The sequence below is a fragment of the Mesorhizobium sp. M0615 genome (assembly GCF_040320805.1).
GTDB lineage: Bacteria > Pseudomonadota > Alphaproteobacteria > Rhizobiales > Rhizobiaceae > Mesorhizobium.
On sequence record NZ_JAMYQI010000002.1, the window covers coordinates 278887 to 305880 of the forward strand.

Here is a 26994-nt window from a genome sequence, read left to right on the forward strand (position 1 = left end):
CGACCGTAAAGGTCGGCTTTTTCTTTGGACATCAGCCGGCAAAGCCGGGCTAGGCGAGGTTGTCGCTGAGCAGGATGGCAAGATCGCGCGCCGGCCGCTCAGCGCCCTGGCCGAGTTTTATCGCGAATTGCGCTGTCGGCACCGGCGGCAGGGCGAATTCGCGCGGTGCTTCGGCAATGCCTGAATGGGCAAAGCGGGCGGTGCGCAAGGTCAGCGCGATGCCGGCATTGACCGCCGTACGCAAGCCGGCAAGGCTGGCGCTGCCGGCGGCGATGCGGTAGCGGCGGCCGGCAGCATCGAGGGCCGCAAGTGCCGCTTCGCGAAAGCCGCAATAGGGATCGAGCAGCGCCAGCGGCAGTTCCTCTTCCCGCACGGCAAGGCCCTTTTGCGAACACAGCCACAGCATCGGTTCACTGAACAGCCCTACTTCGTCATTGGCCGGCGTCTTGCGCATGACAACGGCCAGATCGAGCTGCCCGGCCTGCAGCGCCTCGCCAAGCTCGGCCGAACGGCCGACGCGCAGTTCGACCCTGACGCGCGGATGGCTGGTCGCGAAGGCGCGCAGCAACTCCGGCAGGCCGCTATCAGCGAAATCCTGTGTCGTGCCGATGGCGACGCGACCAGCGGCACGCGCGCCCTTGAGCGCCAACCAGGCCTCGCTGTGCACGGCAAGAATGCGGCGGGCATGACCAACAAGATCCTCGCCGGCCGGCGTCAGCCCGCGCCCGCGCCCCTGCGCCACCAGCAGCGGTTCGCCGACGATCTCCTCCAGGCGCTGCATCTGCGCGGTCACCGCCGAGGGCGAGCGGCCGACAACAGACGCAGCCTGAGCCAGCGAGCCGCCATCGACAAAGGCAAGGAAGGTTTTGAGCAGATCGGGATCCAGCGCTTGCATACTTCGATAATACAGAACCTTCTGTTCGAAACAATTCGATTTTTTTGATTCAAAGATGATGGCATTGTCTCTCCAACGGCAAACAGACGCCGCTCAAACGAAGGAGAGAAAATATGCCCATCATCAACATCAGCGTCACCGGCAAGCCCGACGCCAAGCTGTCCGCCACAATCGCCAAGGAAATCACCGGCCTGACCGCAGCCCATCTGCGCAAGGACCCGACGATCACCGCCGTCGCCGTCACCTATGTCGACCCGCAGCATTGGTTCGCCGGCGGCAAATCGCTGGCGGAGCATGGCGCCAACACCTTCTGGCTCGACATCAAGGTGGTCGACGGCACCAACACCAAGCTGGAACTGGAAGCCTATCTGAAGGCGATCTTCGACACCTTTGGTAAGCTGCTCGGTGGCGTGCATGAGGAGAGCTATGCCTTCGTGCATGAAGTCCCGGCCGCGGCGTACGGTTATGGCGGCAAGTCGCAGGAGTTCCGGTTCATCAGCGGGCGGATCAAGGCGGCTTGAGCGCGCGGCAGCCTGGCCTTCTGGGAGAAGGTGGCCTCGCGAAGCGGGGTCGGATGAGGGGTGTTGGTAGGATGGCAATCTTCAAGAACTAAGCGCTTGATAGGTCTTGATTTTTCAACGTCTCACTCCGCTGGAACACCCCTCAACCGTCTCGACGCTGCGCGCCGATCCACCTTCTCCCCAAGGGGAGAAGGGGAGCTTGTCCCTTCCGCATTGACCTCGCCCCCCATTGCGCTACGCTCTCCCCGAAGCGGACGAAGAGCCGCGATATCGGAACGTTGGGAGAGACGCGGTATGATCCTGACACTGGCGCTGCTTGCAGGCCTCGTGCTGGCCTGGCTGCTGATTGGCGCGATCGAGACGTTTCGTCTCGACCTGCGCTTTACCCAGGCGCTGCTCTATGTGCCGTTCAAGCTCGCCTACCGGATCGATGACCGGCGCATCCGCATTGCCCGCAACGCGCCGACGCCGGTGATCTATGTGGTCTCGCACCAGTCACGCTTCGAGCCGGCGCTGATGCTGTCGCTGCTGCCCGACGACACGCTGCACATTCTCGACGAGGCCTCGGCGCGCTCGCCCTGGATGGAGCCTTGGCGCGAGCTTGGCCGCACCATCGCCTTCAACGCCGAGCATCTCTTCGTCAGCCGGCGGCTGGTCAGGGTGCTGAAGGGTAAAGGCCGGCTTGCCGTCTATCTGCCCGATGACGTCGAGCCCGATGTGAAGACGTTTCGCCTGTTCCGCGCCGTCACCCGCATCGCCATGCAGGCCGACGCCCGCATCGTGCCGATCTTCGTCACCGGCTCGCGCGACCTGCCGGTTTCCTTGACGCCAAAGAACCGGGCGCCGCGCCACTGGTTCCCAAAACTCTCGATCAGCGTGCTGGAGCCAATGACGATTGCCGAACTGGTGGCGCGCAACCCCGACCAGGCTTCCAACACCAATGCGTTGTTCGACCGCATCGCCGAGGCGCGGCTTTATGGCAGCAACCTCGATCGCGGCCTGTTCCTGGCCATGCGCGATGCCGCGGATCGCACCGGCGCCTCGCACCCGATCATCGAGGATGTGATCAGCGGCTCGCTCAGCTATCGAAAAATGTTCATCGGCGCGCGCGTGCTCGGCCGCCGTTTCGAGGCGGTGGCGGCGCCCGGCGAAGCGGTCGGGGTTTTGCTGCCCAACGCCAATGGCGTGGTGCTTTCCTTCGTCGGCCTGCTCTCGGCCGGCCGGGTGGCGGCGATGATCAACTACACGGCAGGGCCGGCCAGCGTAACCGCCGCGGTGCGCACGGCAGTCATCCGAACGGTGGTTTCCTCGCGCGCGTTCGTCGAGAAGGCGGCGCTTGCCGACATCATCGCCGCGGTCGAGGCCGGCGGCGCCAAGATGCTGTGGCTGGAGGATGTGCGCGCAAGCGTCACCACACTGGAAAGGCTCGCAGCAGCGGTGCTCTGGCGGTTCCCGCTGCAGCGGCAGGATGCGGCCAAGCCCGCCGCAATCCTGTTCACCTCAGGCTCGGAAGGCACGCCCAAGGCCGTGGTGCTGTCGCACCGCAATCTCCACGCCAACGCCATGCAGGCCGAGGCGCGCATTACCATTTCGCCGTCCGACATCCTGCTCAACGTGCTGCCGGTTTTTCACTCTTTCGGCCTGACCGGCGGCACCATCCTGCCGCTGGTGACCGGGGTGAAACTGTTCCTCTACCCGTCACCGCTGCACTACAAGATCATCCCGGAGATCGCTCGCAAGGTGAAGCCGACCATCATGTTCGGCACCGACACGTTCCTTGCCAACTATGCCCGCACCGCGAAGGATGGCGATTTCTCCAGCCTGCGCTTCGTCGTCGCCGGCGCGGAAGCGGTGAAGCCGGAGACGCGGCGCGTTTATCGCGAGCGCTTCGATGCCTCGATCATCGAGGGGTTCGGGCTGACCGAGGCCGCCCCAGTCGTTGCCGTCAACACCGCCATCCATGGCCGCGACGGTACGGTCGGACGGCTGTTGCCGGCGATGCGCATGAAGCTCGAACCGGTCGAGGGTATCGAGGGTGCCGGCCGCCTGTGGCTCGACGGGCCGAATTTGATGATGGGCTACATGACCGCTGACCGGCCCGGCGAATTGCAGCCGCTGGACGGCTGGCACGACACCGGCGACATCGTCTCGGTAGACCGCGAAGGCTTCATCACCATTCGCGGCCGGGCAAAACGCTTCGCCAAGATCGCTGGCGAGATGGTGTCGTTGGGCGCCGTCGAGATGCTGGTGCAGTCGCTGTGGCCGGAAGAGCGCCACGCCGCGGTGGCGGTGCCGGACAAGAGGCGCGGCGAGCGCATCGTGCTGGTCACCACCGCCGACGACGCCGATCCGGAAGAACTGCGCGCCTTCGGCAAGAAGGCAGGTGCGGCCGAACTGATGGTGCCCAACGACATCGTCAAGGTCGAGGAGATCCCGGTGCTGGGTTCCGGCAAGACGGATTATGTCTCGACGCGGAACCTGGCGATCGAGAAGCTGGGGCTGGGCCTGGCGGCTTAGCGTATCTCCCTCCTTGAGGGGGAGATGGCCGGCAGGCCAGAGGGGGTCGCCTCGCGTGAAGCGCCGACGTCCTCTTCGCTCAAACGAGGTCGCGTCCGGGGCGTACCGACCCCCTCTGTCGCCTTCGGCGACATCTCCCCCTCAAGGGGGGAGATAACAACTACCCAATATCCGACGGCGGCACTTTTTCGCCCTCGCGCTTGGCGCGCTTCGAATACGCCCGCACGCTGAAAGGCAGGAAGATGAGATAGCCTGCGACAGAGGCGGTCAGCGTGTACCAGGGATAGGTCATCAACAGCAGGACGTAGAGAACGACCGCCAGGATGATCGGCAGCACCTTGTCGCCCGGCACTTTCAGGCTTTTGCCGGAATAGACCGGCAGCCGGCTGACCAGCAGGAAAGCGACCAGCACAGTGAAGCCGGTGGCGACGAATGCCGTCAGGCGGTCCGGCTCGAGACCGAGCCGCAGGAAGGACAGATAGAGCGGCAGCATAACCAGCACGGCGCCGGCCGGCGCCGGCACGCCGACGAAGTATTCGCTCTGCCAGATCGGCCGGTCATGGTCTTCGTCGAGCACGTTGAAGCGCGCCAGCCGCAGGCCACAGGCGATGGTGAACAGAAGGGCTGCGATCCAGCCGAAGGAGCCGGCGCGGTCGAGCAGGAAGGCGTAGAGCACCAGTGCCGGCGCGACGCCGAAATTGACGATGTCGGCCAGCGAATCCATCTGCGCGCCGAATTTGGATGTCGCCTTCAACATGCGCGCCAGGCGCCCGTCTATGCCGTCCAGGAAGGCGGCGAGCAGCACCATCACCACGGCCGGCTCGAAACGGCCCTCGAAGCCGAAGCGGATGCCAGACAGGCCGGCGCAGATGGCAAGCACGGTGACCAGATTGGGCAGCACCATGCGCATCGGAATTTCGCGGATGCGCGGGCCGCCGCTGCCATGGGCCTCGAACTTTTTGAACGGCGCGCCCACCGCTTACGAAATCCTGACGAGCGGGGTTGCGGCGACGCCGCCGAATTCGGCGAGCACGGTTTCGCCGCCGACCGCCGTCTGGCCGACGGCGACGCGCGGCACCGCGGTCGACGGCAGGAAGACATCGACGCGCGAGCCGAAGCGGATCAGGCCAAAGCGTTCGCCGACTGCAATGGAGCCGCCGGTCTCGGCCCAGCAGACGATGCGGCGCGCCACCAGGCCGGCAATCTGCACGGCGACAACGATGCCGTTGGGACTGTCTATGACCAGCCCGTTGCGCTCGTTCTCCGAGCTTGCCTTGTCGAGTTCGGCATTGAGGAACTTGCCCGGCCGGTGCTCGATTTTGGTGATGCGGCCGCGCACCGGAGCGCGGTTCACATGGCAGGAAAAGACGTTCATGAACACCGAGATGCGGGTCATCTCGGTGTTGCCGAGGCCAAGCTCGCGCGGCGGCACGGCCGGGCCGACCGCCGAGATGACGCCGTCGGCGGGACTGACCACCAGCCTGTCATCGACGGGGGTGACACGCTCGGGGTCACGGAAGAAATAGACGCACCAGGCGGTCAGGATCAGGCCGATCCAGAACAGCACCGAGGAGAAATAGCCGAGGAACAGCGTGCCCGCACCAAAGGCGGCAATGAACGGATAGCCCTCGCGATGGATCGGAACGAAGGCATTCTTGATCGAATGGACAAGGCTCATCGGCTGGGGCTCATGGGATGGGGGCGGTCCCTGTTTCAGGTCCGGCCTCAATACCGGAAAGGCTCCGCTGCCGCAACGCAACATTGGGCAAGGCCGCATCGTCCGCAGCCGGCAGAAACGGTGACGTGCCTGCCTGTCGGCTGCTTTGCCGCCAGAATTCGGGCCAACGCCGGCTGAACGCGCGGCGAAAAGGCCGACTGGCATGGCGCCGAATTCAGGCAAAACGTATCTTGTTGCCATACGATCGTCAGCCGTGGGTGCCGTTTGACCGTACTTGTGGCAGCGAGCGACCACGCAGTTGCGCAAGGCAAGCCATCCTTCGACTGCGCCAAGGCCGCCAGCGTGGCGGGAAAGGCCATTTGCGCCGATCCGGTCCTGGCGCAAGCCGATGCCGACGTCGCGAAGAATTATACCGCGCTGCTGAAGAGGCTCGATGCTCATGCCGGCAAGGCGCTGCGGGACGACCAAAGCGATTTCATCGCCTATCGCGACCAGATCGCCGGCTTCAACGAAAGTTCGCCCAAGAACCAACAGACTTTCGATCTCGGCGAATTCCTGCGCGACCGCGCAACCTTCCTGTCCGGCATACGCAAGCCCCCCGATGCAGGTTTGATCGGCACATGGAGCAGCGTGCGCGGCAGCGTCGACATCAAGGCTGTTGGCGGAGGCAAGGTCGAAATCTCGGAAGATGTCGTTTCCAATCCAGTCTCGGGAAGTGGGTCATGCGAGATCGACGGCACGGTCGAGGAGCGCAACACTCTGCGGCTGGTCGACCGTGCCGTCGACAACGACAACCCAACCGGTTTTGTCTTTACCTTCCGACGCGACGGCGATGCGCTTGTCGTCGAGCAGAGCGACGCCGGCAAGGATGGCAGATCGGAGCCACCGTCATGCGGCGCCACGGCCATGCCGATGGAACGTTCCTCCTGAGCGAAAAACAGTAAACCTGCTGTCGGCAAAACCACCCCTCACCCGTCCTTGGTGAGACGGCGATCATGGTTCCTTGCCATGATTGCGCACCCAACAAGGAGTTACCTCAAAATGCTGAACCAGACGCGTCTCGTTGCCGCCGGCCTCGCGTTCGGGGAGTCGCCGCGCTGGCATGACGGACGGCTGTGGCTCTGCAATTGGGGCACCGGCGAGATCGTCGCCGTCGATGCAGACGGCGACAGCGAGATCCTGCTCAAGATACCAGCCACCCTGCCCTATTCCATCGACTGGCTGCCGGACGGGCGGCTGCTGGTCATCTCGGGGCGTGAAGGGCTGCTGCTGCGGCAGGAGGCGGACGGGACGCTCGCCACCCATGCCGATTTGAGAGAACTGTCAAAGAGCCCGTGGAACGAGATCGTCGTCGACGGGCGCGGCAACACCTATGTCAATGGCGGCGGGTCGGCGCCTGCACCGGGCGAGCATTTCGGGCCCGGCACCATCGTGCTGATCACGCCGGACGGCTCGGTTCGACAAGTGGCCGAGAACATCGCTTTCGCCAACGGCATGGCGGTGACGCCGGACAACAGGACACTGATCGTGGCGGAGTCGCATGCCAACCGGCTGACCGCCTTCGATATCGCGGAGGATGGCGGGCTTTCCAACCGCCGGGTCTGGGCCGATCTCGATGGCTTTCCCGACGGCATCTGCCTCGATGCCGAAGGGGCTGCCTGGTACGCGGATGTTCCCAACAAGCGCTGCGTGCGGGTGCGCGAAGGTGGCGAGGTGTTGCAGACAGTCGATGCCGATCGCGGCTGCTTTGCCTGCATGCTGGGCGGGCCGGATGGCACGACACTGTTCATCGTCGCCGCCGAATGGCGTGGTTTCGAGAACATGATCAGCGATGCCCGCACCGGCCAGGTGCTGAGCGTCGAGGCGCCAGCACCTGGCACGGGCTGGCCCTCCTACATCTCAGGCAGACGCTGATAGTTGGCGATATCGGCCTTCACACCCAACCGGGCAATGGTCTCCTGCGGGTTGAAGCCCGCCCGCTCGTGGGCCGCCTTGACGATCGGCACGACATTGTCGACGGCCGCCTGGTTTTCCCATTCGACAATGGTGACCAGGTTGAACTCACCCGGACCCGAAAATTGCTCGAGCACGAAATCCTGGACGAAGCCTTGCTGCAGACGCAGCAATTCATGAGTCGCCCTGACCTTGCGAAGGATTTCTTCACGGGCCTCGGCAGGAACGACGAATTTGTCGACCCTGAACACGGCTGCCTCGGCAAGTTTATCCATTTGAATCTGTCTCCGTTCTTGAACGACTTGGGTTCGGTGGCTCAGGAAAGGGTTTGCGATCTCAACTTAGGTTGAGGTCAAGGGGAAATTTTCGGTGGTGATGATGGCGACGACGCTGCGTATCTCCCCCCTTGAGGGGGAGATGGCCGGCAGGCCAGAGGGGGTCGGTTCGACTGGATGCGCCCCCCTTGCGACCGATGAAGGTTAGCGCTCCACGCGCGGTGAGCCCCTCTGTCGCCTTCGGCGACATCTCCCCCTCAAGGGGGGAGATCGGCGCTCCGCCGCCTAGCTCACCTCCGAAGTCCTTCTGCGCACAACCACACCCAACTCATCGCTCTCCCTGGCAATCCGAAGCCTCTCTTCGGCTTCCGTCGCCTCGCGCTGGCGATCCCACATCGAGGCGTAGAGGCCATGTTGGCGCATCAGCTCGGCATGGGTGCCGCGCTCGGCGATCTCGCCGTCCTTGAGTACGATGATCTCGTCGGCGGTGATCACCGTCGACAGGCGGTGGGCAATGACGATGGTGGTGCGGCCCTTGCTGACTAGGTCGAGGGCGGCTTGGATCTCCTGTTCGGTGTGGCTGTCCAGCGCCGAGGTCGCCTCGTCGAGCATCAGGATCGGCGGCGCCTTCAAAATCGTGCGGGCAATCGCCACGCGCTGCTTTTCGCCGCCCGACAGCTTTAGCCCGCGCTCACCGACCATCGAGCGATAACCTTCCGGCAGCCGTTCGATAAACGGGCCGATCTGGGCAAGCTCGGCGGCTTTCTGCATATCCTCTTCGCTGGCACCGATGCGACCGTAACGGATGTTGTAGGCGATGGTGTCGTTGAACAGCACGGTGTCCTGCGGCACCATGCCGATGGCGCCGCGCAGGCTCGCCTGCGTCACATCACGGACATCTTGGCCGTCGATCAGCACCTGACCGCCCTGGACGTCGTAGAAGCGGAACAAGAGCCGCGAAATCGTCGACTTGCCGGCGCCGGACGGGCCCACGATGGCCACCGTCTTGCCGGCCGGAACCTCAAAGGAGACGCCCTTCAGAATCTTGCGGCTGGGGTCGTAGGCGAAGTGCACGTCGCGGAACTCGACCTTGCCGGCTGTAACAGCGAGCGGCTTGGCATCCGGCTTGTCGGTGATTTCCTGCGGCACATCGAGCAGGTCGAACATCTGCTCGATGTCGGTCAGCCCCTGGCGGATTTCGCGGTAGATGAAGCCGATGAAATTGAGCGGCACCGAAAGCTGCATCAGCATGGCGTTGATGAAGACGAAGTCGCCGACCGTCTGCGTGCCGGCCTGCACCTCCAGCGCCGACATGCACATGACGATGACGGTGCCGAGACCGAAGATGATGCCCTGGCCGAAATTCAGCCAACCGAGCGAGGTCCATATCCTGGTCGCCGCCATTTCATAGCGCGCCATCGAACGGTCGAAGCGCTCAGCCTCCATACCCTCGTTGTTGAAGTATTTGACGGTCTCGTAGTTGAGCAGCGAGTCGATCGCCTTGGTGTTGGCGTCGGTGTCGCTGTCGTTCATGTCGCGGCGGATCGAGATGCGCCAGTCGCTGGCGCGCACCGTGAACCAGACGTAGAGCCACACCGTGGCCGCCACCACGACCACATATTTCCAGCCATAGGTGTAGGCGAAGATGCCGGTGGTCAGCGCGAATTCGAGGATGGTCGGCGCCGTGTTCAGCATGATGAAGCGCACGATCGTCTCGATGCCCTTGGTGCCGCGCTCGATGATGCGCGACAGGCCGCCGGTGCGGCGCTCGAGGTGAAAGCGCAGCGACAGCTGGTGCATGTGAACGAAGGTGCGGAACGCAAGCTGGCGCACCGCATACTGGCCAACGCGGGCAAACAGCGCATCGCGCAGCTGGTTGAAGCCGAGTTGCACCAGCCGCACGACATTGTAGGCGACGACCAGCATCACCGGCGCCAGCAGGAAGGACGGCAGCGGCGGCGGCGATTTGGCGTCACCGGCCAGAGAATCGGTCGCCCATTTGAAGAAGTACGGCCCGGCAACCAGTGTCAGCTTGGCAACGACCAGAAGCAGCGTTGCCCAGGTGACGCGTGCCCTGAGATCGGCGCGGTCGGCCGGCCACATATAGGGCCACAGATTGCGCAAGGTGCTGAAGGTCGAGCTATCGGAAACGGTTTTTTCTGCCACTTGTCTTGCCTTTTGGGTGAGAAATCAGCGGCCGGAGCAGCAGGAATTGACGAGTGCGGTCAGCGATGCGGAAACGTCGGCGAGCGCGGCGCGGTCGACTTCGTAGCGCGAGCGCTGACGGTCGGATTGGAAGCGGACCAGCCCGGCTTCGACCAGGATCTTCAGATGCTGGGACACGGTGGACTGCGCCAGATCGAGATGATCGACCACCTCGCGGCAGCAGCAGGAATTGCTGGCCGAGAGATGTCTAAGGATCTCGATGCGCGCCGGATGCGAGAGTGCCGCGAAGCGGGCGGCAACGGCGCGGCTTTGGGGCGGTGCGCAGTTTGCGTGGTCTGGTTCAGCGAGCGAGTCTGCCATCGTTCATCGGCGATAGACGATGAACGGGTGCGTGGCAAGCTAACCCGATGGGTAGAGCGACCTAATCTCCCCCCCTCGAGAGGGAGATGTCGCCGAAGGCGACAGAGGGGGTCGGTACGTCCTGACGCAACGTCGTTTGCAGCAAAGAGAAGGTCGGCGTTCTATGCGCGGCGACCCCCTCTGGCCTGCCGGCAATCTCCTCCACTCGGGGGGAGATTAGCCAATCGCCAAACTACTGCGTCTTCGTCTGCGCCGTCGTCGCTTGCTCGCCCATCGCCTTGAGGTCGGCGGCTTCGCCTTCCTTGGACTTTTCCGGAACCTTGAACACCTGCCCCGGCCAGATGCGGTCGGGATCGCTGATCTGGTCCTGGTTGGCGAGATAAATGGTCGAGAAGCGCACGCCGTGACCGTAGACGCGCCGCGAGATCCGCCACAGCGTGTCGTGCCTGCGGATGATGACCGCGCCGTCGGCATGTTCGAGCTTTGGCGCCACCGTCTCGGGCACGTCGGGCGTTGCCGCCGCGACGACGGCTGGAGCCTCAGCGGCGGGCGCTGCCGGTGACGCAGGTGCCTCGGCAACCGCCGGGGCAGCCGGAGCCGGGGCTTCAGCCGCCGGTGCGGCTGGTGCGGATGCGGCAGCAGCCGGTGCGGGCTTTGCAGGGGCAGCCGCGACATTGGCTGGCGCAGGCTCCGGAGCGGCTGGTGCTTCGGCAGCAGCCGGTGCGGCCGGCTCAGCAAGCTTTGCTTCGGCGGGCTTGGTCTCGGCGGGCTTGGCCTCCGCGGGCGCCACGGCGGCGATCGCCTCGCCGGGTTCGCGCTCGAACGGCACGGCGGCACGCGCTACCACCTTCACGCCGTCCGCATCGAGACCGTCGACATGGATGGTGTAGTTGCCGACCGGGATATCGCGCGTCGCCTCGACCAGGAAATGACCGTCGGGCGAGGTCACCGCATCACCAAGCAGGATATCGTTGGCATAGGCGCGCACCTTGCGGCCGGCGTCAGCCAGACCGGCAACGAAAATTTTGTCGCCGTCGATCTCGACCGCTTCGACGACGATCTTGGGTTCAGCCACGGCGGCAGCCGGCGGCGTCGCCGGTGCCGGCACCGGTGTTGCCGGAGCGGCGGCGGCTTCCACAGCCGGAGCTGCAGGCGCGGTTTCAGCGGGAGCGGCGGGTGCGGTCGCGGCAGGTGCATCGGCGGCCGGGGCAGCAGCCTGATCGCCGGCGGCCGGTGCCGCGGGCTTGGTCTCAGGCGCCGGGACGCTAAGCAGCTCGGCCGGCTTGCCGGGTTCCTCGACCATCGCCAGCACCTGGCCGGCGGCGTCCTTGGGAACCGAAACGACGGCGGTCTGCACGGAAGGGGTAACCACATCGTCGGCCGTCGCGCGCAACGCAATCGTATAGTCGCCGGGCTTCAGCGGATCGTCGAGAACGATGACGAAGGCGCCGTCCGGACCGGCGACAGTCGAGCCAAGCACCGAGGAGCCGTTGAGGATCTCGATCTTCGAATTGGGCGCAGCATTGCCGGCAACGACGATCGAGCCGTTGCTTTCGACGCGCACGACGTCGAAGCTCGGCGCAACCGGGCCGGCCGCGGCCGGCGCTGGGGTTGTTGGGGCAGCAGCGGGCGCGGCAGGTGCCGCCGGAGCCGCAGCTTCGGTCGCGGGAGCCGTTGCGTCGGCAGGCGCGGGTGCTGCGGGAGCCTTGGCATCGGTGGGCGCGGCGGGCGCCGGCGGCAGCCTTCCCTCGGTCCCCGGATCGGCCGGCTTTTCAGCCGGCGGCGTCAGCGATGCAATCGCCGCAGGCGGCGTGGGATTCAGATACGGGTCGAGTGCGCCCGATACATAGGCGGTTCCGACGACCGCGACGGTCCCACCGGCCGCGAACAGAAACGCCTTCAATGGATTAACAGCCATATTTCCCCTACCCCTTAGCCACCTGAAGCCGGTCTAGCGTGTTTTGCCGGCACCGACAAGAAAAAGCCCGGGCTTGTCAGCCCTTGGGGCTTGACCCCGCATTCAGACCCAATCACCAATCACGAATGAACACGATTCGATCCGTCTGCGTCTATTGCGGCTCGTCTCCGGGCCGCGATGAAATCTATGCCAAGGCCGGGCACCTGCTTGGCCGCTCGCTCGCCAAAGCCGGCCTGCGGCTGGTCTATGGCGGCGGCACCAAAGGCATTATGGGCGCAGTCGCCGAAGGCGCGCTCAAGGCCGGCGGCAAGGTAACGGGCATCATTCCGCGCTTCCTCATCAACAAGGAGGCGACCGAAACCGCGCTTGACCGGCTCGACGAGTTGCTGATCACCGACAACATGCACGAGCGCAAGCACAAGATGTTCGAGAAATCCGACGCCTTTGTGGCGCTGCCCGGCGGCATCGGCACGGTCGAGGAAATCGTCGAGATCATGACCTGGGGCCAGCTCGGCCATCACCGCAAGCCGATCGTCTTCGCCAACGTTCAAGGGTTCTGGGATCCGATGCTGGCGCTGCTCGACCATATGGCCAGCGAAGGCTTCATCCACACCGCACAGCGGGTCAGGCCGCTGGTGGTCGAAGACCCCGAGGCAATCGTCGCCGCCATCATGGTGGCGGGGTCGTCGGTCGATGCCCCGACGGAAGGCGTGCAGTCGGTGATTGATAAGATGTGATAGTGAATAGTGAGAGAGGCCCCGCTGCCCATCACGCCGTAGCGCGAAGATCCTCGACGATAGTGCCGGAGGCAGCGACCTCCGCTTCATGGTCCGGCTCCCGCCAGGTCTCGGCGAGACCCGCCGCATACCAGTCCTGCATCGCCGGCAGGCCGAGCAATTGCGCGGGATAGGCGGCAGCAGCACCTTCGAAAGACAATCCATAGGACTGGACGCGGAACGCCACCGGGGCGAAGAAGGCATCGACTGCGGTGAAATGGCCGCCGGCAAGGAACGGCCCGCCGAACCGGGCAAGGCCATCGTTCCAGAGATCGCCCAAACGGAACAGATCCTGCTTAAGCGCGTCCGACATCGGCAACGGTTTTACCCGCAAGCCGCAATTCATCGGGCATGCGCCGCGCAAGGCCGTGAAACCAGAATGCATTTCGGCGGCGGCCGAGCGCGCCCAGGCTCGCGCCTTGGCCTCGGCAGGCCACACGCCATGGTGGCGCTCGGCGAGATACTCGGCAATAGCCAGCGAATCCCAGACAGCCCAGCCGTCATCCACCAGGCAAGGCACGCGCCCGCTGGGCGAGAACGCCCGGTAGAGATCGAAACTGGGCCCGGTCGGAAACGGCGTCAATTGCTCCTCGAACGGAATGTCGAGGGTGCACATCAGCACCCATGGCCGCAGCGACCATGACGAATAGTTCTTGTTGGCGATATGCAGCACGTACATCGAAAGGCTCCCTACTTCGGGGCCAACGCCACCGGGCGGATTTCACGGCCACGAAACATCGACCAGGAATACATCGCCAATGCCGCCCAGATCAGCGCAAAGGCAATTGCTTGCGTGGTGCCGAACGGCTCGTCGAAAATCAGCACGGCGATCAGGAACACCATGGTCGGTGCGATGTACTGCATGATGCCGATGGTGGAGAGGCGCAGAAGCTTGGCGCCGAAGGCGAACAGAAGCAGCGGCACCGAGGTGACTGGCCCGCAGCCGATGAGCAAAGCCATATCGGTGCCGTTGCTGGAGATGAAATGGTCCTGGCCGTTGACGACTAGGAAGACGATGTAGGCAAGCGCCGGCACCGACAGCAAAAGCACTTCGAGCAGAAAGCCCTGGCTCGGGCCGATCGGCAGCGTCTTGCGGAAGAACCCATATGCAGCGAAGGAAAACGCCAGCGCCAACGATACCCAAGGCAATTTGCCGGCATCGACGGTCAGAACGGCAACTGCGACCGCCGCCAGCAACACGGCCGCGATCTGCAGCCGGTCGAGCTTCTCGCCGAGCAACAACGCGCCGACGACGATGCTAACTAATGGGTTGATGTAGTATCCGAGCGCGGTCTCGACGGTGCGGTCAACCGAGATCGCCCAGACATAGATGGCCCAATTGACGGAGATCAGGGTCGCCGTCAACGCCGCCATGGCGATGCTGCGTGGTGAGCGGATTGCCCCCTTGAAATCGGCGGTCCGACCGGCCCAGACCAGCACTGCAGCAGCAATCGGCACCGACCAAACGATGCGGTGGGCGATCACCTCGATCAGCGGCAGATGCGCAACCGCCTTCATGTAGAAGGGCAACAGCCCCCATAGCAGATAAGCGCCGAGCGCGAGGAGAAAGCCGTTGCGGGCTTTGGAGTCGGCGTCGGGCTGGATCGTGTCGCTGGCCATGGCAAACGCTATGGCCCAGTGGGCCATCCAAAACCATCGCAAAATTATGATGGATCAATGGACTTCCGCTGATGGTTCAAGGGGCGGCGCCAGTTCCTCGCCCCACTTCGGGGGGCGAGAAACCCACGTCTTGCAACCCTACTCCGCCGCCACCAATCCCGCCATGTCGCGGTTCTTCATCAGCTTGTAGACAATCGAATCCATCAGCGCCTGGAAGGAGGCGTCGATGATGTTTTCCGAGACGCCGACCGTCCACCAGCGTGCGCCGGTGCCGTCATGCGATTCGATCAGGACGCGAGTGATCGCCTCGGTGCCGCCATTGAGGATACGCACCTTGAAATCGGCGAGCTCCATGTCGGCGATCTCGCTCTGGAACTTGCCGAGGTCCTTGCGCAACGCGATGTCGAGCGCGTTGACCGGGCCGTGGCCTTCGGCCACCGACATTTTCTCCTCGCCCTCGACCATCACCTTGACGATGGCTTCGGAGACCGTCTTCAACTGGCCGTTGGCATCGAAGCGGCGCTCGACCATGCAGCGGAACGAAGTGACGTTGAAGAACTCCGGCAGGCCGTGCAGCATTTTGCGCGCCAACAGCTCGAAGGAGGCATCGGCCCCCTCATAGGCGTAGCCCTCGGCCTCGCGCTCCTTGACCACCGAGATCAGCTCATCGAGACGATGGTCGTCTCTGGGCACATCGATGCCGCGCCGCTTCAGCTCGGCGAGGAAATTGGCCTTGCCACCCTGGTCCGAAACCATAACGCGGCGGCGGTTGCCTACCGCCTCGGGCGGCACATGTTCATAGGTCGCCGGCTCCTTGGCCAGTGCGGAGGCATGGATGCCGGCCTTGGTGGCGAAGGCTGAGGCGCCGACATAGGGCGCCTGCGCTTCCGGAGCGCGGTTCAGCAATTCGTCGAAGGCGCGGGAAAGCCGGGATATCCCGGTCAGCGCCTCGGCCGAGATGCCGGTTTCAAACCGATCGGCGAAGGCCGGCTTCAGCGCCAGCGTCGGTACGATCGAGACCAGATTGGCGTTGCCGCAGCGCTCGCCGATGCCGTTCAGCGTGCCTTGGATCTGGCGCACGCCGGCCTCGACGGCGGCGAGCGAATTGGCCACCGCTTGGCCGGTGTCGTCATGGGCATGGATGCCGAGATGGCCGCCCGGAATACCTGAAACAATGACCTTGTCGACGATGGCGCGCACTTCCGAGGGCTGCGTGCCACCATTGGTGTCGCACAACACCACCCAGCGCGCGCCGGCATCATAGGCGGTCCTGGCGCAGGCCAGTGCGTAGTCCGGATTGGCCTTGAAGCCGTCGAAGAAATGCTCGCAATCGACCATCGCTTCCTTGCCGGCGGCAACAGCTGCTTCGACCGACGCGTTGATCGAGTCGAGGTTTTCCTCATTGGTGCAGCCGAGCGCGACGCGGACATGATAGTCCCAGCTCTTGGCGACGAAGCAGATGGCGTCGGACTTGGACTGCACGAGCGCTGCCAGGCCCGGGTCGTTGGATGCCGACACGCCTGCCCGCTTGGTCATGCCGAAGGCGACGAACTTTGCCTTCGCCGTGCGCTTCTGCTGGAAGAAGGCGGTGTCGGTCGGATTGGCGCCGGGATAGCCGCCTTCGACATAGTCCATGCCGAACTCATCGAGCAGCTTGGCAATCGCGATCTTGTCCTCGACGGAAAAGTCGATGCCCGGCGTCTGCTGGCCATCGCGGAGGGTTGTGTCGAAGAGATAGAGGCGTTGTTTGGTCATTGTTCTGTTGGCGCGCGAGCACCCCCCTCTGGCCTGCCGGCCATCTCCCCCTCAAGGGGGAAGATCGGCAGCTTTAGCGTCGGATCGTTTCCTGCAGCGACGGAGATTTGCGAAAGCGCCGATGACAGCCAATCTCCCCCCTTGAGGGGGAGATGTCCGGCAGGACAGAGGGGGGTGCCACGCGCTGTCATTTCCCCGCAAACCCATCCGTCGCGCGTATCAGCCGATCCAGAATCCCCGGCTCCGAATAGGAATGGCCGGCGCCTTCGATGAGGTGGAAATCCGCCTTCGGCCAGGCCTTGTGCAGGGCCCAGGCATAGCGCGCCGGGCACGGCATGTCGTAGCGGCCGTGGACGATTGTGCCGGGAATATCCGCGAGCTTATGGGCATCGCGCAGAAGCTGCCCCTCCTCCAGCCAGCCGGCGTGGACGAAATAGTGGTTCTCGATGCGGGCAAAGGCGATGGCGAAGTCGTCCTCGCCGAACTTGTCGCTGGTCTCCGGCTCCGGTAGCAGCGTGATCGTCTCACCTTCCCACAGGCTCCAGGCAAGGGCGGCTTCCAGCTCCGCCTTGCCATCGGCGCCGACCAACCGCCTGCGGTAAGCGGCCATCATGTCGCCGCGCTCGGCTTCAGGAATTGGCGCCAGGAAACGCTCCCATTTGTCGGGGAACATCTCGGAGACGCCGAACTGATAGTACCATTCGAGTTCGGCGCGGGTCAGCGTGTAGATGCCGCGCACGACAAGCTCGCTGACGCGATTAGGATGCGTCTCGGCATAGCCCAGCGCCAGCGTCGAGCCCCACGAGCCGCCGAACACCAGCCATTTTTCGAAGCCGCACATCTCACGCAGCCGCTCGATGTCGGCAACCAGGTGCCAGGTGGTGTTGGCCTCGAGCGAGGCGTTGGGTGTCGATTTCCCGCAGCCGCGCTGGTCGAACAGGATGACGTCGTAAAGCTTCGGGTCGAACAATTGCCGATGTTTTGGCGAGAAGCCGCCGCCGGGACCGCCATGCAGGAAAACGGCCGGCTTGGCGCCCCTGGTTCCGGAGCGCTCCCAGTAGATATGATGGCCGTCGCCGACATCGAGCATGCCGGACTCGAACGCCTCGATCTCTGGATAAAGAGTACGAAGTTCACTGTTCATTTCATTGCTCATATTTTCAGGCCGTGCGCGGGCCAGTCCGTGGTTTCGTGGTCGGGATGCTGGAAGGAGATGATCTGCTCCTGGCGGGAGTAGAAATCCGGATCCTGATGCATGGGCTGGTCAAAGATCGTTTCCACCCAAGGCAATCGGACCGCGTAGTTGACCTGGATCTGCGGCGCCAGATCGGAGCGGTCGTCGAAGGCGCCGATGGCGATCTCCAGTGCGCCAGGTTGGCGATAGGTCAGCGGTGTACCGCAGCGGGCACAGAAGCCGCGATCGATGTTGACCGACGACTGGAAATAGGTGGGCTCTTCGCGCGTCCATTCGACGCCATCCTTGGGCACTGTCACCAGCGCGCCGAAAAACGAACCGAACTGTTTCTGGCACATGCGGCAATGGCAGATGGACGCCCGGCCGAGCTTGCCCTTGATGCGGAAACGCACGGCACCGCACTGGCAGCCGCCGGTTCGAACTTCATCGGTCATGATTTTCCCTCTGGCGGCCGGTGTTCGGTGTCCCATTGTTCGGTGTCATGGTCGGGATGCTGGTAGGAGACGAGCTCGGCGAGATAAGGCGCCGACGACATGTCGGCCATGGTGTCCTCGCCCGGCAATTGCGGGATGGTATCGACATAGGGAAGTTTTGCCTCCGTGCCCCACTGGATCAGCGGCACGATATCAGCCGGATTGTCGAAGGCGCCGATGGCGAGGCCGATGCCGTCGGGCGCGGTAAAGGTCAGCGGCGTGCCGCAATTGGCGCAAAAGCCACGATCGACATGGCTGGACGAGGCGAAATATTTCGGTTCGCCGCGCGTCCAGTCGAGTTTGGCGCCACGCACCGAGACCAGGGGCGCGTAAAATGAGCCGAACGCCTTCTGGCACATGCGGCAATGGCAGATCGAGGCGTCACCCAGCGCACCCTCGACGCGAAAGCGCACCGCGCCGCACTGGCAGCCACCGGTGTAGATCGGCCGGTTGTCGAGGCTCATGGCGTCTCACTCCGTTTCATAGTCATTCGGGCGCATGGCAGACGGCCTCGACATTGTTGCCGTCGGGATCCAAGACGAAGGCGCCGTAATAGTCCGGGTGATAATGCGGGCGCAGCCCCGGCCCGCCATTGTCCTTGCCGCCGGCGGCGAGCGCCGCGGCATGGAAGGCGTTGACCTCGGCGCGGCTGCGCGCGGTGAAGGCGACGTGCTGATGGGTCCTCGGCTTGTCATCGCTGGCCTGCAGCCAGAACACCGGCCGGTCGCGGCCATAGCCACCGACCTTCGCGCCGCCGGTATATTCCAGTGGCACCATGTAGATCAGCGAGGCGCCAAGCGGCGCTATCGCCTGGTCATAAAAGGCTTTCGACGCGTCGAAGTCGGCGACATTGATGCCGAGATGGTCGATCATGAAACAAGCTCCTCCCTTGCTGGCGCCGGCACGTCGGCGCCGGCCAAGCCGGCCCCGATGAACGCTGGCGTTCCTTCGAACCCCCCTCTGTCCTGCCGGACATCTCCCCCGCAAGGGGGGAGATTGGCTGTCGCTGCCGCCTTCGCCAATCTTACAACGGTGTCTCGCGCCACCCTCACCGCTTCACCTCCCACGTCGTCACGCGTTCGTTGGTGACAGGATCCTTGCCGTCCTTCAGCTGCACGCCTTGCTCCAGAAGCTCGTCGCGGATGCGGTCGGCCTCGGCCCAGTTTTTCGCTGCGATCAGTTCCAAGCGCTTGGCGATCGCCTTGGCGATCGCTGCCTCGTCGACCTTGGCCGCGCCGATATCGAAGCCGAGGAACAACAGCGATGCCTTCAGCGATGCGGCCGCTTCGTTGCCCTCCGCGGCCTCACCGGCAAGCTGCGTGAGCTGCTGGAAGGCGGCATAGGTGGCGAGGTCGTCAGACAGCGCCGCCACAATCTCCGCCGGGACTTGCCCTGCCGACGGCGCCAGGTCAGCCGCGCGTTTCCATTTGCGCAGCGTGTTCTCGGCTTCCTCCAGCTTGCGCACGGAGAAATCGATCGGCTCGCGGTAATGCGTCATCAGCATCGCCAGACGCAGCACCTCGCCCGGCCATTTGCGGCCGCCGAAAGTTTCGGTCTCCAGCAGTTCGGCGATCGCGTAGAAATTGCCGACGCTCTTCGACATTTTCTGGCCCTCGACCTGCAGGAAGCCATTGTGCATCCAGATATTGGCCATGACGTCGGTGCCGTGGGCGCAACGCGACTGGGCGATCTCGTTCTCATGGTGCGGGAAGATCAAATCGAGGCCGCCGCCATGGATGTCGAAGACATCGCCGAGATAGGCGGCCGACATGGCCGAGCATTCGATGTGCCAGCCCGGCCGGCCCCTGCCCCATGGGCTGTCCCAGCCGGGCTCTTCCGGTGACGACAATTTCCACAGCACGAAATCGCCCGGGTTCTTCTTGTGAGCGTCGACGGCAATTCGCGCACCGGCCTGCTGTTCGTCGAGATTGCGCTTCGACAGCTCGCCATAATCCGGCATCGAGGCGGTGTCGAACAGCACTTCGCCGGCGGCGACATAGGCGTGGCCGCGTTCGATCAAACGTTCGATCAAGGTGATCATGTCAACCTTGCCGTCGGCGCGGCGCGCGACGAACTCGGTGGCGCGTGGCTCGACCGTCGGCGGCAAGCAGCCGAGTGCGGCGACATCCTTGTGATACTGGTCGGCGGTTTTTTCGGTGACGCGGCGGATCGCCTCGTTGAGCGTCAGGCTTCCCGACGCGATCTCGGCGCCGAAATCGCGCAGCGCGCGGGCGTTTATCTTGTCGTCGACATCTGTGATGTTGCGCACATACGTGACACCAGCCTCGCCATAGAGGTGACGCAGCAAACGGAACAGCACGTCGAAGACGATCGCCGGACGCGCATTGCCGATATGGGCAAAGTCGTAGACGGTTGGGCCGCAGACATACATGCGCACATTCGACGGGTCGATCGGGAGGAACACGTCCTTCGTCCGCGTTAGCGTGTTGTAGAGGCTGAGACCCTTCGATGCGTCAGACATGCGTGCCCTTCCGGTCCGTTAAGTTCTGGAGAGAGCCTTACCTGTGCCAAGGCACAAATCGGGCTCCAGCCTGCTGGCCGGGGCGTTTGTCCACTCTGGGGAAAGATGAGGCGAAAACGTCCTGACCAGCGCGAAGCTAGCCAATAATGCAAATGCCACAAATGGCGAAAAACGTTTTCATCGGCGGCTTTATCGCCTTGGCCGGTGTTGCCGTCAAGTCGCAACTTCCGGCAAAAGCATCGCTGGTTCATAGGTCAGGAGCCGCTGAAACATTTTATTAAACATGTCGGCACAGTCATGAAACATTCGCCGGCTAGTTCACCATAGGTCACGATTCGGTCAGATTCGGCCGGCAAACGCAGACACGGAAATGTTACAGGGAAGAGATCGATGTCACGAACCAAGCAGGAATCGAGCCGCGCCAAGCAACCGGCGCTCGCCAACCACTACCGTGCGATCGGCCCGGCCGCGATCGTCGCCGCCCTTCTCCACACCGCGAAGAATAAAAAGCCGGCGCCGAAAATCACTTCGCCCCGCGCTGCCTGAACAGGCATCGTGCCGCCGCCGACAAGGCGTGCGCCGGAACGGAAGGCTGAGGCCCCATAGCGCGCCTGAAAACAACAGCTCTTCCTATTGAGCAGGTTCTTCCCGAAGACCGGACATGGCTTCTTGGGAGCGCGCTCTAAAACAGCGTCATCTGACTGTCGTCCGCGCCGGGCTTCTGGCGCCTGACCTTGCCGGGCTCGACGATGCCCATGTCCTGTATCTCGGGCCCGATGTTGGCGACCTTGTTGACGAGGTCGGAGACCGGAATTGCCTCGAAGAAATCGGGCAGCGCGGGCTTGAGCAGGTCGGCCACATCGCGCGGTTCGAGCGTGCGGCAGTCCAGCCAGCGGGCAAAATCTTCAGGCGCGATCACCACCGGCATCCGGTCATGGATATGGGCGGTGCCGGCATTGGCGTTGACGGTAAGAATAGCGCCGGTGTCCATTTCCGAACCGCCCGGCTCGGCATAGGTTTCGATCAGCCCGGCAAAGGCGATCAACCCGCCATGCCTCGGCCGTATCCAGTAGGGCTGGCCCTTCTTGCCGCTCCCGGATTGCTGCCACTCATAGAAGCCGGAGGCCGGCACCAAGGCACGGCGATGGCGCATGGCGGCTCTGAACGAGGCTTTTTCAATAGCGCCTTCCGAACGCGCGTTGATGAGCAGCGGAAATTCCCTGGTGTCCTTGACCCAGGTGGGGATCAGTCCCCAGCGCACCAGCATCGCCTGGCGATCCGGGAAATTCGAGCCCGGCATGCGCGGCGGCCCCGACAGCGCCATCAGCACCGGCTGCGTCGGCGCGATGTTGTAGCGGGCCGGAAAATCCTCCAGCTCCGCCAGGCCGAGCAAGGCGGCAGTCTGGTCCGGCGTGGCCGTCAGGGCAAAGCGTCCGCACATGGGAAAGCTCGATGAAATGATCCGATCGCGAAAGTGGCGATGGAACCGGCGTTGCGCAACCGCTAAAGCTCAATGCCGCCGGCCGGTCCACAAGGGTCGGCCTCAAATAGGCGAAAACGAGATCGATGAACGAGCAGCGCAAGACACTTCCCGCAGTCTCGGTCGCCGTCGTGCGCGGCAGGACGGTGCTGCTGGTCAAGCGGGCGCGGCCGCCGTCGCAGGGGCTTTATGCCTTTCCCGGCGGCAAGGTCGAGCCCGGCGAGACGCTGCAAGAAGCAGCAGTGCGCGAGTTGCTGGAGGAAACCGGGCTGCGGGCGCAGGACTATCGTCCGCTTCGCGACATCCACATCGACGGCAGCGGCGAGAATCACCCGGTCGACTATCTGCTGACCGTGTTCGGCGCCGTTTATGCCGGCGGCGAAGCTACGGCCAGCGACGATGCCGAGACCGCCGCCTTCTATAGTCTTGATGAAATGGCGACGCTGCCGCTCGCGAGTGACGTCGTGGAGGTGGCTGAAGAGCTTTTGGCCTGAAGCAAACCGGTATCCGCCCCTCCGAGAATCGCCTTGCAGGCGACAAAATGTTTCGCCAGATAGACTTATGACCCGCACCTCGCTGTTCCTTGCCGCATGCCTCGCCGCCGCCACGGCTGTTGGCGTGCAGCCGGCGCTGGCCGCCGAGTCGCCGTTCGAGCCCGGGCTGATGCGACTGGCCGAGGTGCTGGGATCGCTGCATTTCCTGCGCAATCTGTGCGGCGAAAAGGGCGACCAGTGGCGCACCGAGATGGAAAAGCTGATCGATTCGGAAAATCCCGATCCGGAGCGGCGTGCCCGCTTCATCGCCAGCTTCAACCGCGGTTACCGTTCCTTCGGCGGCACCTATACCCAATGCACGCCGTCAGCGACCGAAGCCATCAGCCGCTACATGAAGGAAGGCGAGACGCTGTCGCGCGACATCGCCTCGCGTTACGGCAACTGACGAGCGCCAGACGGCGTTTAGCCAACGCCTTTTCGAGCACCCGCCTTGTATCCACGGCACGTTGATGCAATCTTGGTGTTGCACTTGCGCAACAGTATTAACGAAACGTTAGCGCGCGAATGCGGAATTAACTCAAACTGAAGGTTTTCATCCCGCTCACCGGTCTAATCGGCTAAGTTTGAATCGGACCGAACGCAGGCGACGAAGTTTGTAAAGACGATCAAAAAAATGTCGTATTTACAGATACTTACTTAGCCTGCGTGAGATAGGGGCAGCCCAAGCCGGATCCGACCCGTCGGACCGCCGCTTGAAAAGGTGGACATCGCAAATGGAACATGGCGTCAACGACATCGACGCGCTGGTCAGGGAAGAAAAGCGCCTGACCGCGGTGGAAAGCCATAGCGAGGCCTGGGCGGAAGGTCTGTCGGCCGGCATAGAACCTGAAATCATCGCCGAGGCAGCGCTTGAAACCGCGTTCGGCGAGATGCTGCGAGCCAATGGCGAGACCTCGGCCCTTGCCCTGCTCGACCGCATGCGTGAAAAGGTGATCGCCGGCGCCTTCGAGCCGGAGCGGTTTCGGCACTAGGCGGCGCGCGTCTCAGAGGGTGCATCGCCAGCTTACCGGTTCTTTGACGACGGCGCGCCGTTTGGGCATCATGCCTGAAGAGCCTAGGCCCAAGGAGAGGCAAGCGGTGAATTTTTCGATGTCAGGCCGGCCTCGCGGCGTGGCCCTCAGCATCTGGCTTGCCGCTTCCTGCGCCGCGGGTCCGCTGGCGTTTGTCCTGACCAGCAACCCTGCCTACGCGTTGAGCGAGATCAAGCGCGAGGAGCTTCCAGTTCCTGCCGGGCCACCAGCCAATGGTGAGACGGCGCCGTCTGAAAATTCAGTGCCAATGCCCGATCTGCCCGGCACGGCGCCACCGGCCGCCAGCCAGCCGAAATCGCCCACGGAGCCCGAACAAAGCCAACCGGAAGCCCCCGCCAACGATGGAGGCGTGGCCAACCCGCGTGCCGATCCAGAAGCGCCGGTGCCCGAAGTCGTCTATGACCTTTCCAAATTGCCCGAGCCCGTCAGGCGCATGCGCGATCTGATGGTCGAGGTCTGCGTCAGCGGCGACATCGAGAAGCTGCGGCCGCTGATCGGCAAGGGCGACACCATGACCCAATTGTCGCTGGGCGAAATCGAGGGCGACCCGATCGCCTTCCTGAAAGGGCTATCGGGCGACAAGGAAGGTCAGGAAATCCTCGCTATCCTGGAAGAGGTGCTCAATGCCGGCTATGTCCATGTAGACGTCGGCACACCGCAGGAACTCTATGTCTGGCCATATTTCTTCGCCCTGCCGCTGGACAAGCTCAACGCCAGGCAGCGGGTCGAATTGTTCAAGATCGTCACCGCCGGCGACTATGACGACATGAAGCAGTTCGGCGCCTACATCTTCTACCGCGTCGGCATCACGCCGGCCGGGCAGTGGACATTCTTCGTCGCCGGGGATTGAACGGCGATTCCCCCTGGGATGGCTACTGGCTAGGGCTAGAAAGCTCGAGGCCTGTGTCAGGCCATATGCGGATACCTTCATTTCGAAGGGCCGAAATCGCTTCGACCGCCGCGTTGGGATCCATTTGCAGCACCTCGGCGGCATGCCGCAATTCTTCCTTGTCCCGCAGCCTGTTTACCACCCAAGCCACCTTGCGCTCGATATCCACGCCATAGGCCGCCTTCGCCTTGCCAACAGCGTCGCTCGGGATTTCCTTATAGATGCCAACCAGCACTCCAAGATCGATGGCATCGCGATATGCAATTGCACGGTCCTGACATCGATCCGCGTTCGCCAGCAACTTCTCGGCAAACATATCCGCCGGGACCAGGGCGGATACATTCAGATCGTCGTCGAAATGGCCTCGCAGTTTTATGCGGCCTTCGCGGATGACTTCGAACTTGATCGTTTGGCCTTTCAACCGCACGATCGTCCGCAAGCCATATTGATCGATCTGGAAGTCCCGAACAGCCTCGACCGGCTCAGGAAAGAATGCTCTGACGCCACGTTCGGCTGCGGAGGTCCGCAATTCGCGATAGCCATCACTGTCGGCACACAGGAAGTCCACATCCAGTGAGCGGCGATATTCCCCGAATTTCATGACGATCGCAGTGCCACCGCCGAACCAGCACTGGTTTGCGGTCAGGAAATGGCGATCCATCAATCCGAGCGCTTCGGCAATGATCTGGTGCTCGGGCCTCTTGAATTCCATCATGACGCTCGCGGTGTGTCCTGTTGATATTCCGGCTGCGAGGAACGATCAGGTGAGGGAAATCAGCCGGCGGTCAAGAGCACGCCGTGACCGAATTTGTCTGCCAAACTTTGGATAAGCATCTTCTCACGCACAGTAAGACGCTTTTGATCGACAAACCGCCAATTACGCTCATACAGCGCAAATGCCTCTTCAGCCGGAATCGGGCGTGCCGCATCGCGGTTCCAGGCGAGCGCCTGGAGCTCCGGAAACTCCGCAGGGACAATCATGGGCGCGATATCTGCGTTCATAATGCCCTTAACGTAGTGGATAGCGCTTAAAAAATCCAACGCAGCAAGAAACCGCTAAGCCGGCAGCGCCTCGGAAAACTCCACCGGCCTGCCCTGTCCTGGCGTGACGATCTCGCCGTCCCACATCACGCGACGACCGCGCACGATCGTGCCGACCGGCCAGCCGGTGACTTCCTTGCCGCCATAGGGCGTCCAGCCGGCCCTGGAGCCGGCCTGCGCATTGGTGATGGTTTCGCGGCGCTTCATATCGACAATTGTGAAGTCGGCGTCGTAGCCGGCGGCGATGCGGCCTTTCCTGGCCATGCCGAAGATGCGCTGCGGGCCGTGGCTGGAGAGGTCGACGAAGCGCTGCAGGGTCAGCCGGCCTGAATTGACGTGGTCGAGCATGATCGGCACCAGCGTCTGCACCCCGGTCATGCCAGACGGCGAGGCCGGATAGGGCTTTGCCTTCTCGGCCAGCGTGTGCGGGGCGTGGTCGGAGCCCAGCACGTCAACGATGCCTTGCGCAATGCCGTGCCAGACGCCGTCGCGATGGCGTGCCGCCCGCACCGGCGGGTTCATCTGGATCAGCGTGCTCAGCCGCGCATAGTCGTCGGCGGCGAGCGTCAAATGGTGCGGCGTCGCCTCGCAGGTGGCGACATCCTTGTGCTGTTCGAGGAACACGATCTCTTCGGCAGTGGAGATGTGCAGGACATGGATGCGGGCGCGGGTGCTGCGCGCGATGCGCACCAGCCGCTCGGTGCAGCGCAAGGCCGCGATCTCGTCGCGCCAGACGGGGTGTGAGGACGGGTCGCCCTCGACGCGCAGGCCGAGGCGCTCGCGCAGCCGGAACTCGTCCTCCGAGTGAAAGGCGGCTCGGCGGCGGGTGTTGCGCAGGATCGATGCGACACCCTCGTCGTCCTCGACTAGCAGGTCGCCGGTGGACGAGCCCATGAACACCTTTATCCCGGCAGCACCCGGCAGCCGCTCGAGCTCACCGACATCATCGGCATTCTCGCGCGTGCCGCCAACCCAGAAGGCGAAGTCGCAATGCATCCGGCTGGTGGCGCGGCGCACCTTGTCGGCAAGCGCCGCCTCGCTGGTGGTCAGCGGATTGGTGTTGGGCATTTCGAAGACGGCGGTGACCCCGCCCAGCACAGCCGCGCGCGAGCCCGTCTCCAGATCTTCCTTGTGCTCCAGCCCCGGCTCGCGAAAATGCACCTGACTGTCGACGACGCCTGGCAGGACGTGCAGCCCGCGACAGTCGATCGCTTCGCCGGCCGAAGCTTGGCGAAGATCGCCTACTGCGACGATACGACCACCCTTGACGCCGACATCGCGCGCGCCCTCGCCATCATGGTTGACCACAGTGCCGCCTGTCAGGATGAGGTCGTAGGTGGTGGCCATGGGCGTTCGGTCTCTTGCGGGGGGAGTATCGTCGGCTTACGTAAAGGCCGACTGTTTTGCAAGATCAG

The 26994-nt window shown here is 63.6% G+C and carries 29 protein-coding genes; 10 read left to right on the forward strand and 19 right to left on the reverse strand.

All coding sequences use genetic code 11. The annotated features are described in order from the left end of the window. Nucleotides 1-49: 49 nt before the first annotated feature. Complete coding sequence (locus tag NKI46_RS04135; RefSeq protein WP_352744879.1) at nucleotides 50-895, reverse strand: LysR substrate-binding domain-containing protein; 846 nt, start codon at nucleotides 893-895, stop codon at nucleotides 50-52. Nucleotides 896-1008: 113 nt separating this feature from the next. Here NKI46_RS04135 and NKI46_RS04140 point away from each other — a divergent pair, with 113 nt between their 5' ends. Together NKI46_RS04140 and NKI46_RS04145 are read left to right on the forward strand one after the other, a co-directional pair. After that, nucleotides 1009-1416, forward strand: coding sequence for a tautomerase family protein (locus NKI46_RS04140; RefSeq protein WP_023738595.1), 408 nt, complete (start codon nucleotides 1009-1011; stop codon nucleotides 1414-1416). A gap of 294 nt (nucleotides 1417-1710) precedes the next feature. Beyond that, nucleotides 1711-3933: an AMP-binding protein gene (locus NKI46_RS04145; RefSeq protein WP_352459637.1), complete on the forward strand. Its 2223-nt coding sequence runs from the start codon at nucleotides 1711-1713 to the stop codon at nucleotides 3931-3933. A gap of 160 nt (nucleotides 3934-4093) precedes the next feature. Here NKI46_RS04145 and pssA read toward each other — a convergent pair whose 3' ends face one another. Continuing rightward, the gene (gene pssA, locus NKI46_RS04150; RefSeq protein ID WP_023672701.1) at nucleotides 4094-4909 is read right to left on the reverse strand and encodes a CDP-diacylglycerol--serine O-phosphatidyltransferase; all 816 of its coding nucleotides are present in this window, start codon (nucleotides 4907-4909) and stop codon (nucleotides 4094-4096) included. A gap of 3 nt (nucleotides 4910-4912) precedes the next feature. After that, nucleotides 4913-5851: a phosphatidylserine decarboxylase gene (locus NKI46_RS04155; protein ID WP_352459638.1), complete on the reverse strand. Its 939-nt coding sequence runs from the start codon at nucleotides 5849-5851 to the stop codon at nucleotides 4913-4915. A 24-nt stretch (nucleotides 5852-5875) separates the two neighbouring features. Between NKI46_RS04155 and NKI46_RS04160 the strand changes: the two genes are divergently transcribed. Next, entirely contained in the window at nucleotides 5876-6541 is a 666-nt protein-coding gene (locus tag NKI46_RS04160) for a lysozyme inhibitor LprI family protein (protein WP_352744884.1), read from the forward strand. 111 nt (nucleotides 6542-6652) lie between these two features. Continuing rightward, on the forward strand, nucleotides 6653-7525 hold the full coding sequence (locus NKI46_RS04165; RefSeq protein WP_031253539.1) for an SMP-30/gluconolactonase/LRE family protein: 873 nt from the start codon (nucleotides 6653-6655) through the stop codon (nucleotides 7523-7525). On the opposite strand, the gene NKI46_RS04170 is transcribed toward NKI46_RS04165, so the two are convergent. The 4 genes from NKI46_RS04170 to NKI46_RS04185 all read right to left on the reverse strand — a co-directional run bounded on the left by NKI46_RS04170 (nucleotide 7504) and on the right by NKI46_RS04185 (nucleotide 12283). After that, nucleotides 7504-7839 carry an antibiotic biosynthesis monooxygenase gene (locus NKI46_RS04170; protein ID WP_023685667.1) on the reverse strand — a complete coding sequence of 112 codons (336 nt, stop codon included), beginning with the start codon at nucleotides 7837-7839 and terminating at the stop codon, nucleotides 7504-7506. The genes NKI46_RS04165 and NKI46_RS04170 overlap by 22 nt on opposite strands. 285 nt (nucleotides 7840-8124) lie before the next feature. After that, on the reverse strand, nucleotides 8125-10005 hold the full coding sequence (locus NKI46_RS04175) for an ABCB family ABC transporter ATP-binding protein/permease (RefSeq protein ID WP_023738590.1): 1881 nt from the start codon (nucleotides 10003-10005) through the stop codon (nucleotides 8125-8127). 24 nt (nucleotides 10006-10029) lie between these two features. Next, nucleotides 10030-10365 carry an ArsR/SmtB family transcription factor gene (locus NKI46_RS04180; protein ID WP_352459640.1) on the reverse strand — a complete coding sequence of 112 codons (336 nt, stop codon included), beginning with the start codon at nucleotides 10363-10365 and terminating at the stop codon, nucleotides 10030-10032. A gap of 232 nt (nucleotides 10366-10597) precedes the next feature. Continuing rightward, entirely contained in the window at nucleotides 10598-12283 is a 1686-nt protein-coding gene (locus NKI46_RS04185; protein ID WP_352459641.1) for a LysM peptidoglycan-binding domain-containing protein, read from the reverse strand. Between the two features lie 125 nt (nucleotides 12284-12408). On the opposite strand from NKI46_RS04185, the gene NKI46_RS04190 reads away from it, so the two are divergent. Beyond that, complete coding sequence (locus tag NKI46_RS04190; RefSeq protein WP_023705376.1) at nucleotides 12409-13020, forward strand: LOG family protein; 612 nt, start codon at nucleotides 12409-12411, stop codon at nucleotides 13018-13020. A gap of 31 nt (nucleotides 13021-13051) precedes the next feature. Here NKI46_RS04190 and NKI46_RS04195 read toward each other — a convergent pair whose 3' ends face one another. From NKI46_RS04195 to cysS, 8 genes are all read right to left on the reverse strand, one after another. Beyond that, a complete protein-coding gene (locus tag NKI46_RS04195; protein ID WP_023738589.1) occupies nucleotides 13052-13738 on the reverse strand; it encodes a glutathione S-transferase family protein in 687 nt (228 codons plus the stop codon). An 11-nt stretch (nucleotides 13739-13749) separates the two neighbouring features. Next, complete coding sequence (gene rarD / locus NKI46_RS04200) at nucleotides 13750-14679, reverse strand: EamA family transporter RarD (protein ID WP_023743784.1); 930 nt, start codon at nucleotides 14677-14679, stop codon at nucleotides 13750-13752. 138 nt (nucleotides 14680-14817) lie between these two features. Next, nucleotides 14818-16434 carry a citramalate synthase gene (gene cimA, locus NKI46_RS04205; protein WP_023738587.1) on the reverse strand — a complete coding sequence of 539 codons (1617 nt, stop codon included), beginning with the start codon at nucleotides 16432-16434 and terminating at the stop codon, nucleotides 14818-14820. Nucleotides 16435-16621: 187 nt separating this feature from the next. After that, complete coding sequence (gene pip, locus NKI46_RS04210) at nucleotides 16622-17578, reverse strand: prolyl aminopeptidase (RefSeq protein ID WP_023738586.1); 957 nt, start codon at nucleotides 17576-17578, stop codon at nucleotides 16622-16624. Between the two features lie 8 nt (nucleotides 17579-17586). Further along, complete coding sequence (locus NKI46_RS04215; RefSeq protein WP_352744891.1) at nucleotides 17587-18063, reverse strand: GFA family protein; 477 nt, start codon at nucleotides 18061-18063, stop codon at nucleotides 17587-17589. Then, the gene (locus NKI46_RS04220; protein ID WP_023687308.1) at nucleotides 18060-18566 is read right to left on the reverse strand and encodes a GFA family protein; all 507 of its coding nucleotides are present in this window, start codon (nucleotides 18564-18566) and stop codon (nucleotides 18060-18062) included. Before NKI46_RS04220 ends, NKI46_RS04215 begins: the two co-directional genes overlap by 4 nt. A 22-nt stretch (nucleotides 18567-18588) precedes the next feature. Next, nucleotides 18589-18975: a VOC family protein gene (locus tag NKI46_RS04225; RefSeq protein ID WP_352459642.1), complete on the reverse strand. Its 387-nt coding sequence runs from the start codon at nucleotides 18973-18975 to the stop codon at nucleotides 18589-18591. A 175-nt stretch (nucleotides 18976-19150) separates the two neighbouring features. Next, nucleotides 19151-20584 (reverse strand): cysteine--tRNA ligase, encoded by a 1434-nt coding sequence (cysS, locus tag NKI46_RS04230; RefSeq protein WP_023738583.1) that lies wholly within the window; start codon nucleotides 20582-20584, stop codon nucleotides 19151-19153. Nucleotides 20585-20974: 390 nt separating this feature from the next. Here cysS and NKI46_RS04235 point away from each other — a divergent pair, with 390 nt between their 5' ends. Beyond that, nucleotides 20975-21130, forward strand: a complete 156-nt coding sequence (locus NKI46_RS04235; protein WP_023673568.1) for a hypothetical protein — start codon at nucleotides 20975-20977, stop codon at nucleotides 21128-21130. A 136-nt stretch (nucleotides 21131-21266) separates the two neighbouring features. Here NKI46_RS04235 and NKI46_RS04240 read toward each other — a convergent pair whose 3' ends face one another. Then, on the reverse strand, nucleotides 21267-22025 hold the full coding sequence (locus NKI46_RS04240; RefSeq protein ID WP_352459643.1) for an SOS response-associated peptidase: 759 nt from the start codon (nucleotides 22023-22025) through the stop codon (nucleotides 21267-21269). 125 nt (nucleotides 22026-22150) lie between these two features. Here NKI46_RS04240 and NKI46_RS04245 point away from each other — a divergent pair, with 125 nt between their 5' ends. The 4 genes from NKI46_RS04245 (at nucleotide 22151) to NKI46_RS04260 (ending at nucleotide 24499) form a co-directional block, all read left to right on the forward strand. Beyond that, nucleotides 22151-22558 carry an NUDIX hydrolase gene (locus NKI46_RS04245; protein ID WP_031253485.1) on the forward strand — a complete coding sequence of 136 codons (408 nt, stop codon included), beginning with the start codon at nucleotides 22151-22153 and terminating at the stop codon, nucleotides 22556-22558. A gap of 67 nt (nucleotides 22559-22625) precedes the next feature. Next, a complete protein-coding gene (locus tag NKI46_RS04250; RefSeq protein WP_023684478.1) occupies nucleotides 22626-23003 on the forward strand; it encodes a TIGR02301 family protein in 378 nt (125 codons plus the stop codon). A 328-nt stretch (nucleotides 23004-23331) separates the two neighbouring features. Further along, nucleotides 23332-23589 (forward strand): hypothetical protein, encoded by a 258-nt coding sequence (locus tag NKI46_RS04255; protein ID WP_023673564.1) that lies wholly within the window; start codon nucleotides 23332-23334, stop codon nucleotides 23587-23589. A 106-nt stretch (nucleotides 23590-23695) separates the two neighbouring features. Further along, nucleotides 23696-24499, forward strand: coding sequence for a hypothetical protein (locus tag NKI46_RS04260; protein WP_023738581.1), 804 nt, complete (start codon nucleotides 23696-23698; stop codon nucleotides 24497-24499). A gap of 22 nt (nucleotides 24500-24521) precedes the next feature. Here the strand turns inward: NKI46_RS04260 and NKI46_RS04265 are convergent, their stop codons facing one another. The 3 genes from NKI46_RS04265 to NKI46_RS04275 all read right to left on the reverse strand — a co-directional run bounded on the left by NKI46_RS04265 (nucleotide 24522) and on the right by NKI46_RS04275 (nucleotide 26926). Then, a complete protein-coding gene (locus NKI46_RS04265) occupies nucleotides 24522-25250 on the reverse strand; it encodes a nucleotidyl transferase AbiEii/AbiGii toxin family protein (protein WP_023684480.1) in 729 nt (242 codons plus the stop codon). A gap of 62 nt (nucleotides 25251-25312) precedes the next feature. Continuing rightward, nucleotides 25313-25540, reverse strand: a complete 228-nt coding sequence (locus tag NKI46_RS04270; protein WP_027049982.1) for a hypothetical protein — start codon at nucleotides 25538-25540, stop codon at nucleotides 25313-25315. A 54-nt stretch (nucleotides 25541-25594) separates the two neighbouring features. After that, nucleotides 25595-26926 (reverse strand): dihydroorotase, encoded by a 1332-nt coding sequence (locus NKI46_RS04275; RefSeq protein WP_352744897.1) that lies wholly within the window; start codon nucleotides 26924-26926, stop codon nucleotides 25595-25597. Nucleotides 26927-26994 lie beyond the last annotated feature (68 nt).